The organism is Micromonospora hortensis (assembly GCF_022230935.1).
In the GTDB taxonomy this organism is placed as follows: domain Bacteria; phylum Actinomycetota; class Actinomycetes; order Mycobacteriales; family Micromonosporaceae; genus Micromonospora; species Micromonospora hortensis.
The window spans coordinates 39,381-54,307 of the sequence record NZ_JAKKFE010000003.1 but is presented as its reverse complement, the minus strand read 5'-3'; the positions used below and the strand labels follow the sequence as shown (position 1 = coordinate 54,307).

Annotated in this window: 16 protein-coding genes; 11 read left to right on the top strand and 5 right to left on the bottom strand. The window is 72.4% G+C overall.

Annotation, left to right across the window (positions count from 1 at the left end; all coding sequences use genetic code 11):
• Positions 1–342 precede the first annotated feature (342 nt).
• The 3 genes from NIE111_RS01865 (at position 343) to NIE111_RS01855 (ending at position 2,787) form a co-directional block, all read left to right on the top strand.
• Complete coding sequence (locus NIE111_RS01865; protein ID WP_091406610.1) at positions 343–828, top strand: hypothetical protein; 486 nt, start codon at positions 343–345, stop codon at positions 826–828.
• 86 nt (positions 829–914) lie between these two features.
• The gene (locus tag NIE111_RS01860; protein ID WP_238682739.1) at positions 915–1,526 is read left to right on the top strand and encodes a class F sortase; all 612 of its coding nucleotides are present in this window, start codon (positions 915–917) and stop codon (positions 1,524–1,526) included.
• 160 nt (positions 1,527–1,686) lie between these two features.
• Positions 1,687–2,787, top strand: a complete 1,101-nt coding sequence (locus tag NIE111_RS01855; RefSeq protein ID WP_238682738.1) for a magnesium and cobalt transport protein CorA — start codon at positions 1,687–1,689, stop codon at positions 2,785–2,787.
• Positions 2,788–2,805: 18 nt separating this feature from the next.
• Here the strand turns inward: NIE111_RS01855 and NIE111_RS01850 are convergent, their stop codons facing one another.
• The gene (locus tag NIE111_RS01850) at positions 2,806–3,516 is read right to left on the bottom strand and encodes an MBL fold metallo-hydrolase (protein ID WP_238682737.1); all 711 of its coding nucleotides are present in this window, start codon (positions 3,514–3,516) and stop codon (positions 2,806–2,808) included.
• Positions 3,517–3,604: 88 nt separating this feature from the next.
• Between NIE111_RS01850 and NIE111_RS01845 the strand changes: the two genes are divergently transcribed.
• From NIE111_RS01845 to NIE111_RS01830, 4 genes are all read left to right on the top strand, one after another.
• Complete coding sequence (locus tag NIE111_RS01845) at positions 3,605–4,372, top strand: SGNH/GDSL hydrolase family protein (protein WP_238682805.1); 768 nt, start codon at positions 3,605–3,607, stop codon at positions 4,370–4,372.
• A gap of 24 nt (positions 4,373–4,396) precedes the next feature.
• A complete protein-coding gene (locus NIE111_RS01840) occupies positions 4,397–4,813 on the top strand; it encodes a YchJ family protein (protein WP_238682736.1) in 417 nt (138 codons plus the stop codon).
• A 188-nt stretch (positions 4,814–5,001) separates the two neighbouring features.
• Positions 5,002–5,727: a hypothetical protein gene (locus NIE111_RS01835; protein WP_238682735.1), complete on the top strand. Its 726-nt coding sequence runs from the start codon at positions 5,002–5,004 to the stop codon at positions 5,725–5,727.
• Positions 5,724–6,110 (top strand): VOC family protein, encoded by a 387-nt coding sequence (locus NIE111_RS01830; RefSeq protein WP_238682734.1) that lies wholly within the window; start codon positions 5,724–5,726, stop codon positions 6,108–6,110. The genes NIE111_RS01835 and NIE111_RS01830 overlap by 4 nt, the downstream gene beginning before the upstream one ends.
• A gap of 46 nt (positions 6,111–6,156) precedes the next feature.
• Here NIE111_RS01830 and NIE111_RS01825 read toward each other — a convergent pair whose 3' ends face one another.
• The 3 genes from NIE111_RS01825 to NIE111_RS01815 form a co-directional block, all read right to left on the bottom strand.
• Positions 6,157–7,497 (bottom strand): MFS transporter, encoded by a 1,341-nt coding sequence (locus NIE111_RS01825; RefSeq protein ID WP_238682733.1) that lies wholly within the window; start codon positions 7,495–7,497, stop codon positions 6,157–6,159.
• Between the two features lie 248 nt (positions 7,498–7,745).
• On the bottom strand, positions 7,746–8,858 hold the full coding sequence (locus NIE111_RS01820) for a mechanosensitive ion channel family protein (protein ID WP_238682732.1): 1,113 nt from the start codon (positions 8,856–8,858) through the stop codon (positions 7,746–7,748).
• A 361-nt stretch (positions 8,859–9,219) separates the two neighbouring features.
• Complete coding sequence (locus NIE111_RS01815; RefSeq protein ID WP_238682731.1) at positions 9,220–9,690, bottom strand: DIP1984 family protein; 471 nt, start codon at positions 9,688–9,690, stop codon at positions 9,220–9,222.
• Between the two features lie 207 nt (positions 9,691–9,897).
• On the opposite strand from NIE111_RS01815, the gene NIE111_RS01810 reads away from it, so the two are divergent.
• The 4 genes from NIE111_RS01810 to NIE111_RS01795 all read left to right on the top strand — a co-directional run bounded on the left by NIE111_RS01810 (position 9,898) and on the right by NIE111_RS01795 (position 14,012).
• A complete protein-coding gene (locus NIE111_RS01810; RefSeq protein ID WP_238682730.1) occupies positions 9,898–11,007 on the top strand; it encodes a peptidoglycan recognition protein family protein in 1,110 nt (369 codons plus the stop codon).
• 88 nt (positions 11,008–11,095) lie between these two features.
• Positions 11,096–12,670: an FMN-binding glutamate synthase family protein gene (locus tag NIE111_RS01805; RefSeq protein ID WP_238682729.1), complete on the top strand. Its 1,575-nt coding sequence runs from the start codon at positions 11,096–11,098 to the stop codon at positions 12,668–12,670.
• Positions 12,671–12,894: 224 nt separating this feature from the next.
• A complete protein-coding gene (locus tag NIE111_RS01800) occupies positions 12,895–13,419 on the top strand; it encodes a GNAT family N-acetyltransferase (protein ID WP_238682728.1) in 525 nt (174 codons plus the stop codon).
• The gene (locus NIE111_RS01795; RefSeq protein WP_238682727.1) at positions 13,416–14,012 is read left to right on the top strand and encodes a GNAT family N-acetyltransferase; all 597 of its coding nucleotides are present in this window, start codon (positions 13,416–13,418) and stop codon (positions 14,010–14,012) included. The genes NIE111_RS01800 and NIE111_RS01795 overlap by 4 nt, the downstream gene beginning before the upstream one ends.
• Here NIE111_RS01795 and NIE111_RS01790 read toward each other — a convergent pair.
• Positions 13,904–14,911 (bottom strand): helix-turn-helix transcriptional regulator, encoded by a 1,008-nt coding sequence (locus NIE111_RS01790; protein WP_238682726.1) that lies wholly within the window; start codon positions 14,909–14,911, stop codon positions 13,904–13,906. The two genes, NIE111_RS01795 and NIE111_RS01790, sit on opposite strands and share 109 nt — an antisense overlap.
• Positions 14,912–14,927: the final 16 nt, after the last annotated feature.

Sequence of the window (14,927 nt, the reverse complement as noted above, 5' to 3'; positions counted from 1 at the left end):
ACATCCCTGTTCTTGTGCGGATCTTGGACCGGCCCGGACGGTCGATCGCGGCGGTCAGGCGGTGCATTTCCGCCGTCTGCGGCAATACCTCGCCATCGACACAGCGGCGACAGCCCGACCGGATGGACATCGATCGGAGCACCGGTGCCGGTCGGGCCGTCCGGGCCTTTCCGCAGCTCTCCCCGCCTTCGGGTGGACACGTGACGGCAACGAGGATTTCTCATTTTCACCTGATCGAGGACCCAACCCACCTAGTGTTGGGCACACCGGTGCTAGTCACGGAGTTGGCCACCCGAACGACGTCCCACGCAGTCAGCGGACGAAAAGTGAGGGAAGACGCGTATGAAGGTCTCAACAGCACTCTGCTCGGCGGCGCTCGGCGTGGGCCTCGGCACGCTCCTGCTGCCAGGCGCCGCACTGGCCGACACCACCGTGTCACCGGCCACCACCCCGGTCGGTGGGACCGTCGTGCTCACCGCGACGACCTGCAACCCGAAGTCGGGTGACGCCCTCTTCCGGGTCACCGGCCCCAACCGCGACCAGAACGTCCGATCCACCACGGCCGCCGCCGGCGGCGGGCTGAGCGCCGAGCTCTTCACCGCCGGGTTCACCCTGGGCACGTACACGGTCGCGGCGACCTGCGGCGACGGCAGTTCGGCCGGCACCGCCACCTTCGCCGTCACCCCGATCGGCGGCGCGCCGGCCGGCTCCGGTGGCGACAACCGTGACACCGGCGCTCTCGCCGCCGGCGGCACGCTGCTCGGCACCGCCCTCGCCGGCGCGGTGATCCTGATCCGCCGGCGTCGTCCGGTGTCCACTGTCGCCTGATCGGCGACCGTTCCATCCCTGAGACGGGTGCCCGCGCCGGTGACACCGGTGCGGGCACCCCGACGATCCGGTACGGAGGTGCACACGTGTGGTGGCGGCGGACCCTACCGGCAGTGGTCGCCCTGCTCGGCGTGACCGGGCTCGGGCTGATCACCGTCGGCCTCACCGCCGACCCGGCGCGGCCACCACGACCGTCGGCCGACGCGCCGACCCGCACCCACCCCGCACCGGACCTCGCTCCGCTGCCACCCGCCGCGCCGGTCCGGGTGCAGATCCCCGCCATCGACCTACGAGCCGACATCGTCCCCGTCGGCGCCGACGCCGCCGGGGTGCTGGAGGTGCCGCCACTGGACCGGCCCACCCTCGCCGGCTGGTATCGACACGGGGTCAGCCCCGGTGAGACCGGCAACGCCGTCCTGGTGGGACACGTCGACGCGCCGTCCGGCCCGGCGGTCTTCTTCGACCTCGGTCGGCTCCGCGCCGGGCAGCAGGTGCAGGTCACCCGCGCCGACGCACGGGTCGCCACGTTCACGGTCGACGACGTCCGGGCGTACCCCAAGGAGCACTTCCCCACCACCCTGGTCTACGGCCCGGCGGACGCCGCCGGGCTGCGCCTGATCACCTGTGGCGGCCGGTTCGACGCGACGACCGGCAACTACGTCGACAACGTCGTCGTCTTCGCCACCCGCATCGCCTGAACCGAGCCGCCCGCCCGATCCGGACCACAGGCCCGAACCGAGCCGCTGGCCCGAGCAGCCCGCGCCGCCTCCCCGCTGTCGGGAGCCGGACCCTGGTCGGCAGAATGCGGTGGCACCATCCCCTGATCGGGACGGTGCGCCGGCGACGGGGAGGCACGCGGTGGATCAGCGACCGGTACGGGACCGGACCGGTCGGGGCGTACGCGCCCTGGCCCGTCGACTGCTCGGACGGGTCGAGGGCGACTCCCCCACCCCCCGCCGGTCCAACCCGGACGCCGTGGTCGACTGCGCCGTCTACGTCAACGGCCGCCGGGAGCCCGGTCAACAGCACTACGCCGACGCGTACGCCCGGGCGCGACACGGCCGCGACGCCTTCGTGTGGCTGGGACTGCACGATCCCGGCCCGGCGGTGCTCGCCGCGGTCGGCCAGACCTTCGGCCTCGACGAGCTGACAGTCGAACAGGCGCTCGCCGACGGGCACCGGCCCACAGTGCAGCGCCACGGGCCGGTCACGCTACTGGTCCTGCGCACCGCCGGGTACGTGGAGCACGACGAGCTGACCGACACGTCCGAGGTGATCGACACCGGGGACGTCATGGTGCTGCTCGGTGACCGCTTCGCCATCACCGTGCGGCACGGCGCCGCCGGTGCGCTGCGCAGCGTCCGCGCCGACATCGAGCGCCGCCCCTCGCTGCTGGCCGCCGGCCCGTGGGCGGTGGCGTACGCGGTCTGCGCCCGCATGGTCGACTCCTACCTGGAGGTGGCCGGGCACGTGGAACGGGACCTGGAGCGGGTCGAGGAGGCGGTGTTCGCCCGCGACCGCAGGGCCGACATCCAGCACATCTACCAGCTCAAACGCGAGGTGGTGGAGTTCAAACGGGCGGTCCTGCCGTTGCAGGCGCCGATGCGTACCCTGCTCGAACCCGACGGACCGCCGCGTGCCCTGCACCGCTGGTTCGTCGACGTCGACGGCCGGCTGAGCCGGGCGGTGGATCGGGTGGCCGCGTACGACGACCTGCTCACCTCGATCGTCCAGTCGCGACTGGCGCAGCTCGCCGTCGAGCAGAACAACGACATGCGCAAGATCGCCGCCTGGGCGGCCATCGCGGCCACCCAGACCGGCATCGCCGGCATCTACGGCATGAACTTCAACCACATGCCCGAGCTGGCCTGGCGCTACGGCTACGCCGGGGCCCTCACCCTGATGGCGGCGGCGGCCCTGTTCCTGTACCGGCTGTTCCGGCGCTCCGGCTGGCTGTGAGGCCCGCCGACGGGCTGCTCAACGGTACGCGGAGAGGAAGGCGCGGATGCGGTCGCGGGGTTTGTCGGTCATCTCGGGGCCGTGGGTGAAGGCCGCGAGGTCGTAATCCAACTCGCCGAGGACGTGCGCTGTCTCCCTGGTCATCTGGAAGTCGCTGCACAGCCACTTGATCGGCCACCGGATGCCGACCATGTTGAACAACGCGTCACCGGTGATCAGCAGGCGCGTCGGCTCGTGCAGCAGCGACACGTGCCCGGGCGAGTGCCCGGGGGTGTGCACCACCCGCAGGCCACCACCGACGTCGAGCAGGTCCCCGTCGGCCAGCGGCTGGGCCACCTCGACCGCCGGAAACCGGCCGCTGTTGAGCCGGGCGAACAGCCGGCCGCCGGTCACCGTCGGGTCGCTGACCGGCGCGCGACCCGCCTCCGCGTACGGCACGTCGGCGGCGTGCGCCGCGACCGGGGCCCCGGTGCGGCGGGCCAGTGCCGCAGCGCCGCCAGCGTGATCGGGGTGGGCGTGGGTGAGGACGATACGGACGACGTCCGCCGGCACCTTGCCCATCGCCGCGAGCCCGCGCACGATCCGGGCCGGTGCCTTGGCCAGCCCGCAGTCGACCAACGTGACGCTGCCGTCGTCGTCGACGAAGGCGTACGAGTTGACGGCCGCGCGGCCCACAGTGGGGATACGCCAGACGTTCGGGGCCAGTGGCACCGCAGGGGCTCGCGTCATGTCGCGAGTCTAGGAAGGATCGTCAACTGTCGTTCTCGACCGACCGGCGGTTCCCCTGAGTTGACGGAGGGCTAACCTCGCGCGGGTGATGTGGCAGCGGTACGTGGCGATCGGCGACAGCACCACCGAAGGGCTCGACGACCCGGACGGCGTCGGCGGCTACCGGGGCTGGGCCGACCGGTTCGCCCTGGCGGTGGCCCGCGCCCAGGGCGGTCTGGAATACGCGAACCTGGCCATCCGTGGCCGGACCACCGCGTTGATCCGCGCCGAGCAGCTCCAGCCCGCCCTCGACCTGGCCCCCGACCTGGCCACGGTGGTCGCCGGCATGAACGACGTGCTGCGCCCCTCCTTCGACGCGGACCAGGTCGCTGGGGATGTCGCGGCGATGCAGCAGGCACTGGTCGAGCAGGGGGCCACCGTGCTGACCTTCACGATGCCGGATCCGGCGCCCGTGATGCCGTTGGCCCGGCCGTTGCGGGGTCGCATGCTGGCGCTCAACGAGGCGCTGCGGGCCGCCACCGCGCGGACCGGGGCCACCCTCCTCGACCTGGGCGCTCATCCGGTCTCCTCCGATCCCCGGCTGTGGAGCGACGACCGGCTGCACGCCAACAGCGCCGGGCATGAGCGGATCGCCGCCGCACTGGCGTACACGGCGGGTCTACCCGGGTTCGACGACTCCTGGACGTGCCCGTTGCCGCCGGCACCACGGCGGCGCCGCGGTGAGGTGTTCGGCGCCGAGCTGGCCTGGACCCGCCGACACCTGCTGCCCTGGGTGGTCCGGCACCTGCGCGGCCAGTCGTCGGGCGACGATCGGGTGGCCAAGCGGCCGGTGCCGCTGCCGGTGCCACTGGACTGAAGCAGGTGCGGCAGGATTGGCGACGTGGGTAAGGGTGCGGGACGTCGGCGGGCGAACGCGACGACAGGGCGGGTGTGCCCGTGCGGTTCCGGCCGGGCGTACGCGGACTGCTGTGCGCCGGCGCACGGCGGCGAACCTCCCGCGACGGCCGAGGCGTTGATGCGCTCCCGGTTCAGCGCCTTCGCCCTCGGCGACACCGGTTACCTGCTGCGCAGCTGGCACTCCTCGACCCGACCCGCTTCCCTGGAGCTCGACCCGGGGCAGCGGTGGACCCGACTGGAGATCGTGGAGACCGAGCGGGGCGGCCTGCTCGACGCCGCCGGCACGGTGACCTTCCACGCCCACTACCGGGACGCGGGCCGGCCCGGCACGTTGACCGAACACAGCCGGTTCGTCCGCGAGGACGGCCGGTGGGTCTACCTCGACGGTGACCAACCCTGACGGCCGTTCGGGCGTAGGATGACGTCGGCGTAGTCCTGCGCCGCACCTCCCTCCCGGCGCTCACGCCGTCGGCAACGCGGAGGCAAAGGGGGCCTTGAGCCCTCGGGACGTGGTGCCACATGCCCCACTCCGGCGGGGTCGGCGGGAGCGTGAGTCCCGGTGACCGTGCCGTTGACCGGGAGCATGTGATGACCACCCAGAGATCGTTCAAGGCCCGGGTCCGTGCCCGGATGGAGAAGACCGGCGAGAGTTACACCACCGCCCGCCGGCACCTGATCAGTCGGACCGTCGAGCCGGCGTCCACCGCCGCGTCCCCTCCAGCACCCACCGAACCGACCGCCTCGGCTGCCGCCGCGCAGACCGAGCGGATCGCCGACGACCTGATCCGCGCCCGGACCGGCCGTGGCTGGGACGAGTGGTTCGCAGTGCTCGACGCCGCGTCCGCCACCGAGTGGACGCACACCCGGATCGCCCGTCACCTCGCCACCGAACACGAGGTGCCGGGCTGGTGGGCACAGACCGTCACCGTCGGGTACGAGCAGGCACGCGGCCTGCGCGCGCCGGGTCAACGGCGTGGCGGTGGCTTCGAGGCCAGCGCGAGCCGGACGGTTGCCGTGCCGGCACTGCGACTGTTCGAGGCGTTCGCCGACGACACGGCACGCGCCCGCTGGCTGCCCGACGTCGAGGTGCGTGTCCGCACCGCCACCGCGCCGCGCAGCTTCCGCGCCGACTGGGCCGGGGGCCCCACCAGGATCGTCGTCGGCATCGACGCTGTCGGCGAGTCAAAGGCCCGGGTCAGCGTCCTGCACGAGAAGCTGACCGGAGCCGAGCAGGCCGCGGAGCTGAAGGCGTACTGGAGGGACCGGCTCGCCGTGCTGAAGGTGTTGCTCGAGACGGATGGAGACCACCGATGACCATGACATTCATCAACCTGCCGGTGCGCGACCTCACCACCGCTACCGAGTTCTACCGGGCAATCGGTTTCACCAGCGACCAGGCCGAGCCGGACGGCGACAGCATGGTGCTCACCATCTCCGACACCACCCGGCTGGTGCTGCACCTCCGTTCGGGCTTCGAGGCGTACACCGGGGTCGCCACGCCGGACACGGCGACCAGCCGGGAGGTGATCGTCGGGCTGTCGGCGCCGAGCCGACGGCAGGTCGACGAACTCGTCGACCAGGCGGCGGTCGCCGGCGGGGAGTCGCTCGGGCCGGGGATGGCCAACGGGCCGATGTACATGCGCGGCTTCCGCGACCTCGACGGCCACCAGTGGTCGTTCCTGCACCTGGCCGGCTGACAGTGCGGCCCGGCGGCGGCCTCCTCGGGCCGCCGCCGGGCCGCGGTCAGTCCGCCCCGCCCGGCACGGCCGCGGCCACGCCGGTGGGCACGGCCGTCCGGCGCCGGCGGTGGGTCAGTAGCACCAGCGCCACCACGAGGTACGCCCCGGCGGTCAGCGCGAACGCCACCGCGTTGCCGGCCGTCGTGGCGAGCAGACCGTAGCCGGCGTACGTCACGATGATCAGCACGTCGGTGGCCATCCCGGCCAGGGAGGTGACGGTGGCGCGGCTGGTGCCGGTGATCCGGGCCTGGAGCCGCGCGTCGGCCAGCACGGTGGCCAACTGCGCGGCGCCGAAGGCCACCGCGAGCAGCACGAACCCCGCCGGGTGCCGGAGCAGGGCACCTCCGGCGAGCGCGACGCCGACCAGCCCCAGCAGTGCGGCGTACCCTCGGCTACCCAGCCGCTCCCCCGCCGGGGCGAGCAGCCCGCCGACTGTCACTCCGGCCCAGAGCAGCAGGAGCAGCAGGGGTACGGCCTGCGCCCCGACGCCGGTGTCCAGGGCCAGCAGCGGGGTGTACTCGTCCAGGGCACCCCAGTCGGCGGCGACCACGGCCACCAGCAGCACGGCGGCCCGTACCGGCGGACGGGTGCGGACCTGCGACACCCCGGCCCGCAGCGTGTCCCACCACCCCAGGTCACCGTCGTCGTCCGGGCTCGCGGGCAGGGCGGTGTCCGGCTCGTCCGGCCCCGGTGGTGCGGCGCCCACCGGCCGGGCGGCCATCGCCGGCTCGGCGACCGGGGCGGCTGCGGCGCCCGGCGCGCGGTGTTCCGGGAAGCGGATGGCGACGATCGTGGCGAGCACGCAGGCGAGCACGCTGGCCGCGCCGACCAGCGGGTACCCGCCGACGGCGAGCACCGGGCCGGCGAGCACTCCAGAGACCACCACGCCCAGCACACCCGCCGTCCGCGCCCGCCCGAGCACCCGGGCGTACCGGCCGACCGCGCCGAGCCGGTCCAACTCGGTCCAGACCAACGCCTCCAACGCACCGGAGACCAGTGCGCCACCAGCGCCCCAGAGCAGGAAACCGACAGCGAACGCCGGGTACGACGGCAGCAGCACCCAGAGCGCGAAACCGGCGGCGGCCACCAGCGGGGCGAGGCACAGCAGCAGCCGGCGGGACACCACGTCGGCCCAGGCGCCGGAGGGCACCTCGAACAGGATGCCGGCGGCGGACCAGATGACGAAGAGCGACGCGATCTGCCCCACCGACAGCCCGGTGTCGGCGAAGAACACCACGTACAGCGGGTAGAGCAGGACGAGGTCACTGAGGAACGCGTACCCGTAGAGGGTCGCCGTCAGCCGACGGACCGCCGGCTCGGGCACGCGCGGAGCGATGAGGATCATGGGGCCTTCCCGTGGGAGTGGAGACGGACACCGGACGTGCGGTGCCCGTGGTGGCCCACGGGATCGGCCGACGCTGCTGGATCAATGTCGCCAGGTCATGCCCGCGATGCTAGACAACCCGCGCGGCCCCGGCCAGCGCTTTCGGCGTGCCGAGCAGCGCGAACCGTGCCAGGTGAGCGAGGCGGGGGCGGACAACGAGAGGCGGGGCGGGATCAGATCGATCCCGCCCCGCCGCCGTACCGCTGGTGTCAGCGCCGGTCGACCGGCGGGATGACAGTGGTGGTCTCACTGTCGTCGCTGGTGCGCTGCCCGGGCACCGCGCGGTCGGTGCCGCCCGTGACCACCTGGGTGGCGCCGGGGTCGACGTTGGTGCCCACCACCTGCGTGACGTCCGAGTCGGCCGAGCCGCTGACCACCTGAGTCGTGTCGTCGGTCGCGGACGGTCGGGCCGGCGTCGGCGTCACGTCGTCGAGGGCACCGCGATTGACGGCCTGGGTGGCATCGGAGCTGACCGGGAAGTGGACGACCTGGGTGGCCTCCGGGTCGGTGGGCCGGGTCACCACCTGGGTGGCGTCGGCGTCGGCGGGTCGGGTCACCACCTGGGTGGCCTCCGCGCCGCTGGTGGTGGCCGACCGACGGGCCAACTCGGCCTCGGCGTCGCGGCGACCGGCGCGGTACGCCTGGGCGTGCTCGGCAATCAGCTGCGACTCCTGCTCGGCGCGGGTCAGCCACGACTCCCAGCGGCTCTGCATCGGACGGATCAGACCGCCACCGACACCGACGACGAGGACGCCGCCGATCGTGGCCAGCACGGCGATCAGCACCGGAGTGGTGACCGCGGTGGCCACACCGATCTGGTTCAGTGCCGCGATGACACCGAGACCGAGAATGAACACCGAGGCGATGGTGGCCAGCACCCGGCCGTACGACAGGCCACCGAGCGCGCCGCTGATGATGTCCTTGACCGCGTTGGCGATGGCGGCGGCGACCACGACGATGACGATCGCGACGAAGGCGCGGGGCAGCCACGCGATCACCGCGCCGAGCAGGTCGGAGATCGGGTTCGGCCCCCAGATGCCGAAGGCGAGCTGAAGGGTGAACAGCAGCACCGCGTAGTAGACGAGCTTCGCGACGATGTCACTGGCGTCGTACCGGGAGCGGCTCAACGCGCGGCGGATGCCGCCGCGTTCGACGGCGCGGTCGAAACCCACCCGTTCGAGGACCTTCTCCACGATCTTCAGTACGGCCTTGGCGATCAGCCATCCGGCCACCAGGATCGCCAGGAAGGCGACGGCCTTGGGCAGGAAGAGCATCACCGAGCGGAGAGCGTCGCCCACCGCGTCGCTGACGTTGTCACTCATCTGGTCATTCCTTAAGTGGGGCAGCCGGAACGGTCAGCCCCGGACCTACCCCCGACCCGACGCGCGGAAACGCCGACCAGGCGGGGTCGCCCCTCACGACCGGAGTGCTGGTGAGCGAACAGCACGCGGCCGCGCGGATGTGGAGTGCCCCGAACCCGCCCTCGCCGTCGAGGATCTGTACGTGGTGATGAGGTGTGCGTGTTGCGGTGTTACCTGTCCTCGGTGCTGGGCTGCACTGTGCCTGGGGAGTCGAACCCCGCGCTGCCCACCGCGCGCCAAGAAGGGTGCCGGGGTTACAGCCCGGACCTGTGTGTACACGCCTCCACAACGGCTACCTGCTCCACATCGCTGCTGGAGTCACTCAGTCCAGCAGGTCAGCCTCCCAGTTGGTGCGCTGGATCCGCACCTCGAGCTCGCGGAGCTGCCCGGCGAGCCCGTCGGCGCGTTCCCGAAGCTCGGCGACCGGCAACGCGGCGAGCATCTTCAGCTCGGAGCGGAGCTGCCGGGCCGGGTGACCACGGCCGCTACCGGCGGCGGCGTCGGCGGCCGCCGTGATGGCCGCGTGCCGCAGTCGCAGGACGTCCCGCCGGGCCAACGCGTCGGTGAGCGTTCCGAGGTCGTCGACCGACACCGTGGCGTTGGTCCGGTTGATGCGCCGGATCAGCGTCTCCAGGTTGTCGAGGACCTGGTCCAGCTCGGCCATGAGCACAGTGGCGTCCTCCGGAGGCAGCTCGCCCTCCTGGTACCGGGCGCTGCCGTTGATCCGGGTCCGCAGCTGCTCGACCCGTCGTGCCGCCTCGGCGCGTTCGGTCAGCGCCTCACCAAGTTTCATCTTCCACCCCCGAGTCAGCGGCCAGGTTAGCGGATCGTTGATCTTTTCGCCGGCTGGTTTTCCGGCTGCCCGTTGGGGGTGGGCGCCCTCTAGCGCGCGGGCGAGTCTTGGCAATATTCTCCGGAGTACGTGCGGCCACTGGAGCTACTTTTCATCCCCCCGCCGTCGGCCGCAGGAGGAGATGCAATGCACGTCGACCATTCCGAAGTGGATCGCCGGACGCTGCTGCGGGCCGGTCTCGGCGCCGCCACGGTCGCCGTCGTCGGGAGCGAACTCGCCTTCCCAGGCGCGGCGCAGGCCGCGCCGGGCACCGACCTGGACTGGATCATCAGCTGTGACGAGTGGGCCGCCCGCCCGCCGAAGGACCCGCTGTCGGTGAGCGCCATCGCCACCAACAAGATCATCGTGCACCACATGGCGTTCCCGAACGTCACCGACTACTCCCGCGAGCAGGCGGTCAAGCTGGCCCACGACTGCCAGGACCTGCACATGGACGGCAACGGCTGGTCGGACACCGGCCAGCACTTCACTGTCAGCCGTGGCGGGTACGTGCTGGAGGGTCGCCGGGGCAGCCTGGAGCGCCTCGAAGCCGGCGACCGGCAGATGATCTCGGCGCACTGCCCGGGTGAGAACGGCCGGGCCATCGGCATCGAGAACGAGGGCACCTACGTCACCGAGACGCCACCCGAAGCGTTGACCGACTCGCTGGTCAAGCTCTGCGTCGCGATCTGCCGGCAGTACGGGCTGCACGCGCACGACATCTTCGGCCACTGGGACTTCCGCACCACCGAGTGCCCGGGCGCGGCCTTCTACCGGCAGTTCCCCGAGCTGCGGCGGCGGGTGCACGCCGCCCTGGGCACCAAGCTCGGTGACGTGCCGGCGCGCCGCTGGCCGGACCTGTGGCGTTTCGTCAACTCCCCCTCGGTCCGGGTGGTGCAGCACCTGCTCGCCTACCGGGGCTACCCGGTGACCGTCAGCGGCACGTTCGACGCCGCGACCGTCGCGGCGGTGCAGGACTGGCAGGCCCGCAACGGCATCGCTGTGGACGTGGACGCCACGCTCACCACGCCGACCTGGGAGACCCTCGCTCCGGAGCTGGACCAGCACGCCACCGGAGCGCCGGTCACGGCCGTGCAGGAAATCCTCGCCACCAAGGGGTACGCGGTCACCGTCACCGGGGCGTACGACCACGCCACCCGGAGGGCGGTGCAGGACCTTCAGGCGCTGCACGGTCTGCCCCGCAACGGCAAGCTCAGCACGAGCACGTGGTGCACGATCGTCGGCGGATCGGTCCGCGAGTCGTTCCGGCACCGCTGAGCGCGTGGTGGCGGTGCGGGGCGCACCCGCACCGCCACCAGCCAGCTCACCGGTTTGATCCGCCGCCCGGGCGGAAAGAACCCCGGGCATGACCTGGGCCCGTCGAGCCGTACCCGCTGTCGCCGCCGCCGTCGCGGCCCTCGCCGCGCGGGACCTGATCCAGCGCGACCACGCGCTGCTGCGCAACTTCCCGGTCCTCGGCCGCGCCCGCTACCTGTTGGAGACGATCGGGCCGGAGCTACGGCAGTACATCGTGGCCGGCAACAACGAGGAACGGCCGTTCACCCGCGACCAGCGCCGCTGGGTGTACGCGTCGGCCAAGCAGGAGAACAACTACTTCGGTTTCGGCACTGACAACGACATCGAGTACACCCCCGGGTACCCGATCATCAAGCACCGTACGTTCGGCCGTGCCGTGCCGTCGTCGTCACCGACCGCCGGTCACGACGTGCGGTTGCCCAGCGCGAAGGTGCTCGGCGCCGCACGGGGACGCGCCCGGGCGTTCCGACCGGAGTCAGTCGTCAACATCTCCGGGATGAGCTTCGGCTCGCTCTCCGGCAACGCCATCACCGCGCTCAACAAGGGGGCGGCGCTCGCGGGCTGTCTGCAGAACACCGGCGAGGGTGGCCTGTCGCCGTACCACCGCAACGGCGGTGAGCTGGTCTTCCAACTCGGCACCGCGTACTTCGGCTGCCGCGACGAGCACGGTCGGTTCAGCCTCGACCGGCTGAAGGACCTGGTCGCCGGCGCACCGGTGCGGGCGCTGGAGATCAAGCTGAGCCAGGGCGCCAAGCCGAGCCTCGGTGGGCTGCTGCCCGGGGCGAAGGTGTCCGCCGAGATCGCCGCCACCCGGGGCATCCCGGCCGGTCAGGACTGCGTCAGCCCGTCCCGGCACGCCGAGTTCTCCGACTGCGACAGCCTGCTCGACTGGGTGGAGCTGCTGGCCGCCGAGACAGGACTGCCCGTCGGCATCAAGTCGGCGGTCGGTGACCTGAGCTTCTGGCAGGAGTTGGCCACCCTGATGCGGGACACCGGCCGGGGTGTGGACTTCGTGACGATCGACGGCGGCGAGGGCGGCACCGGCGCCGCACCACTGATCTTCACCGACTCGGTGTCGCTCCCGTTCCAGCAGGGCTTCTCCCGGGTCTACAAGATCTTCGCCGAGCACGGCCTGCACGAACAGGTGGTCTTCGTCGGCGGCGGCAAGCTCGGCCTGCCAGACAACGCCATAGTGGCGTTCGCGCTCGGCTGTGACCTGATCAACGTCGGTCGGGAGGCGATGCTGGCGATCGGCTGCATCCAGGCGCAGAAGTGCCACACCGACACCTGCCCGACCGGCGTCGCCACCCAGAACGCGTGGCTCTCCCGGGGCCTGGACCCGACGTTGAAGTCGGTCCGGGCAGCCAACTACCTGCGGACGCTGCGCCGGGACCTGACCAAGGTCGCCGAGGCCTGCGGCGTCGAACATCCGGGCCTGATCGGCACCGACGCCGTGGAGATCCTGGACGGCCGCACCGGCTCCACCCCACTGCACCAGGTGTACGGCTACCGGCCGGAATGGGGACTGCCCTCACCCGCCGACCAGGCGGAGATCATCCGACTGATGGCCCCGGAGGCACCCCAGGGCGGCAGCGCCCCGCCCTCCGCCACCGCCGTCGGCTGAGATCGCGCCCGCCCAGCCAGCGTGGACAGGGGTCCCAGGCCCGGGGCAGCCTGCATGCCGCGGCCGGGCCACGGTCGCTCGGGTCGCAAGCCCCGATCGCGGATCGGCTTGATGACCGTGCGGCATCGTGATGACTCACAGACATCAAGCGTTTTCCCGCCATGTCCGCGAAGCGCCGCCATAAACGCGTGGAGCTGGCGACACGCCGCGTCTATGGTGGCGCGGTGCTGATCAGACGCGAGACACCCGCCGACGTCGACGCCATTCGGGCGGTGCACTGCGCAGCCTTCGCCAAGGCCGACGGCGGTGACGGCGTGCCGGTCGAGGCGACCCTTGTCGACGCGCTGCGCGCCGACGAGGGCTGGCTGCCCGCGTACTCCCTGGTGGCGACCGATTCGGACGGCCAGGTGGTGGGGCACGTGGTGGCCACCCGCGGCCGGGTGGGCGGTGCGCCGGTGGCGTTGGGCCTGGGGCCGCTGGGTGTGTTGCCCAGCTGGCAGCGACGAGGGGTCGGCAGTGCGTTGATGCACGCGGTGCTCGGCGCTGCCGACGCGCGGGACGAACCCCTGGTGGTCCTGCTCGGGCATCCCGACTACTACCCGCGCTTCGGGTTCCGGCCGGCCGTCGAGCTGGGCGTCACCCCGCCGCAGCCGTGGGGGCCGCAGTACTTCATGGCTCGGCCGTCGCACGCGTGGCGCGAGTCGATCCGGGGCGAGTTCCGCTACGCCGGCCCGTTCGACGACCTGTGAACCGACCCGCTATCCGTCGGCGGCGTGCCACCGACCTGGACGGCTGCGTCGCGGCGCTCGCCGAGGTTCACCGGGTCGACGGGTACCCGCTGAACTGGCCTACCGACCCGCACCGCTGGCTGCGCGAGCCGCACCCGGCGCGAGCCTGGGTCGCCGTCGACGCCGACGCGGCCGTCGTCGGACACGTCGCGGTACACCGGATCCCCGATCAGGTGGACGGGCCGCCCGGCCGACCGACGGCCGAGGTGGCTCGTCTCTTCGTAGCGCCGAGAGCCCGTGGGTCGGCGCTGGGCAGCGCGCTGCTGGACCGGGCCCGCCAGTGGGCGGACAAACGCGCAACGGACCTGGTGCTGGAGTTGGCCGGCGGTGGCACCGCCGCCGCCGCGCTGTACGAGCGCGCAGGATGGCGGTGTGTCGGCACCAGCACGGCACCATGGACCGCTTCCGACGGCAGCCCGGTGTCGCTGCGCCACTACACGCTGCGTCACCGCGCGCCGGGCTCCGACGTCGCACCGGCCAGCGCCGCGAGGCGACGGGCGAGCCGGCCTGCGGCCTCGCGCAGCTCGGGAGGCTCCAGCACCTCCATCTCGTGATCCAGGCGGGCGAGGTGCGCGGCGAGCCAGTCCAGGTCGTCGCCGCCGACGACCAGCACGCACCATCCGTCGCGGTCGTCCTCGACCCGCCCCACCTGTGGTGGGACCACCTCCCGCAACCGCTCCGGTTGGGCGTGCACCCGCACCCGGGCGAGGTAGCGGTACGGCGCACCGGTCACGGCCCGCTGCACGAAGGCGACCGGATCCGGGTGCTCGCGGGCCGCGAAACGCCAGGTCGTCGCCACCGCCGCCCGCATCCGGTCCAGCCGGAACGTCCGCCAGTCGGCGCGGTCGACGTCCCAGGCCATCAGATACCAGCGGCGGCCGGTCGTGACCATCCGGATCGGCTCGACCGTCCGTTCCCGCTCACCAGCGTCCCGGCCGGGATAGTGGAATCGAACGCGTACCCCGTCCCGACAGGCGCGGGCGAGTGTCACCAGCAGCTCCGCGTCGATCTCGGCGACCGGGCCGATGAGGGTGTCGGTGGAGCCGTGCACCGCCCGCACCTCGGCGCGGAGCCGCGACGGCATCACCTGGTCGAGCTTCGCGAGGGCCCGCAGCGCGGCCTCGCTCGCCCCGGCGACAGTGCCCCCGGAGGCGAGCCGCAGAGACACCGCCGTGGCGATCGCCTCCTCGTCGTCGAGGAGCAGCGGCGGCAGCCGGGTGCCGGCACCGAGTTGGTAGCCGCCGCCGATGCCCGACACCGCGTGCACCGGGTAGCCGAGTGTCCGCAGACGCTGCACGTCGCGGCGCACGCAGCGGCCGGTGACCCCCAGCTCGGCGGCGAGTTCGGCGGCTGTCCAGGACAGACGTCGTTGCAGCAGCGCCAGAAGGCGCAGCACCCGCTCGGTCGTCGCCTCGACGGTCACCAGTCGATCGTTGCACTGATAGCGGAACATCCCTGTCCGCTATCAG

What these genes read in the sequence shown, in the direction of transcription:
- NIE111_RS01850 (WP_238682737.1), bottom strand. Translation starts at nt 3,516, where the DNA reads ATGACGCGAGCCCCTGCGGTGCCACTGGCCCCGAACGTCTGGCGTATC.
- NIE111_RS01845 (WP_238682805.1), top strand. Translation starts at nt 3,605, where the DNA reads ATGTGGCAGCGGTACGTGGCGATCGGCGACAGCACCACCGAAGGGCTC.
- NIE111_RS01790 (WP_238682726.1), bottom strand. Translation starts at nt 14,911, where the DNA reads ATGTTCCGCTATCAGTGCAACGATCGACTGGTGACCGTCGAGGCGACG.
- NIE111_RS01815 (WP_238682731.1), bottom strand. Translation starts at nt 9,690, where the DNA reads ATGAAACTTGGTGAGGCGCTGACCGAACGCGCCGAGGCGGCACGACGG.
- NIE111_RS01865 (WP_091406610.1), top strand. Translation starts at nt 343, where the DNA reads ATGAAGGTCTCAACAGCACTCTGCTCGGCGGCGCTCGGCGTGGGCCTC.
- NIE111_RS01805 (WP_238682729.1), top strand. Translation starts at nt 11,096, where the DNA reads ATGACCTGGGCCCGTCGAGCCGTACCCGCTGTCGCCGCCGCCGTCGCG.
- NIE111_RS01830 (WP_238682734.1), top strand. Translation starts at nt 5,724, where the DNA reads ATGACCATGACATTCATCAACCTGCCGGTGCGCGACCTCACCACCGCT.
- NIE111_RS01835 (WP_238682735.1), top strand. Translation starts at nt 5,002, where the DNA reads ATGACCACCCAGAGATCGTTCAAGGCCCGGGTCCGTGCCCGGATGGAG.
- NIE111_RS01825 (WP_238682733.1), bottom strand. Translation starts at nt 7,497, where the DNA reads ATGATCCTCATCGCTCCGCGCGTGCCCGAGCCGGCGGTCCGTCGGCTG.
- NIE111_RS01820 (WP_238682732.1), bottom strand. Translation starts at nt 8,858, where the DNA reads ATGAGTGACAACGTCAGCGACGCGGTGGGCGACGCTCTCCGCTCGGTG.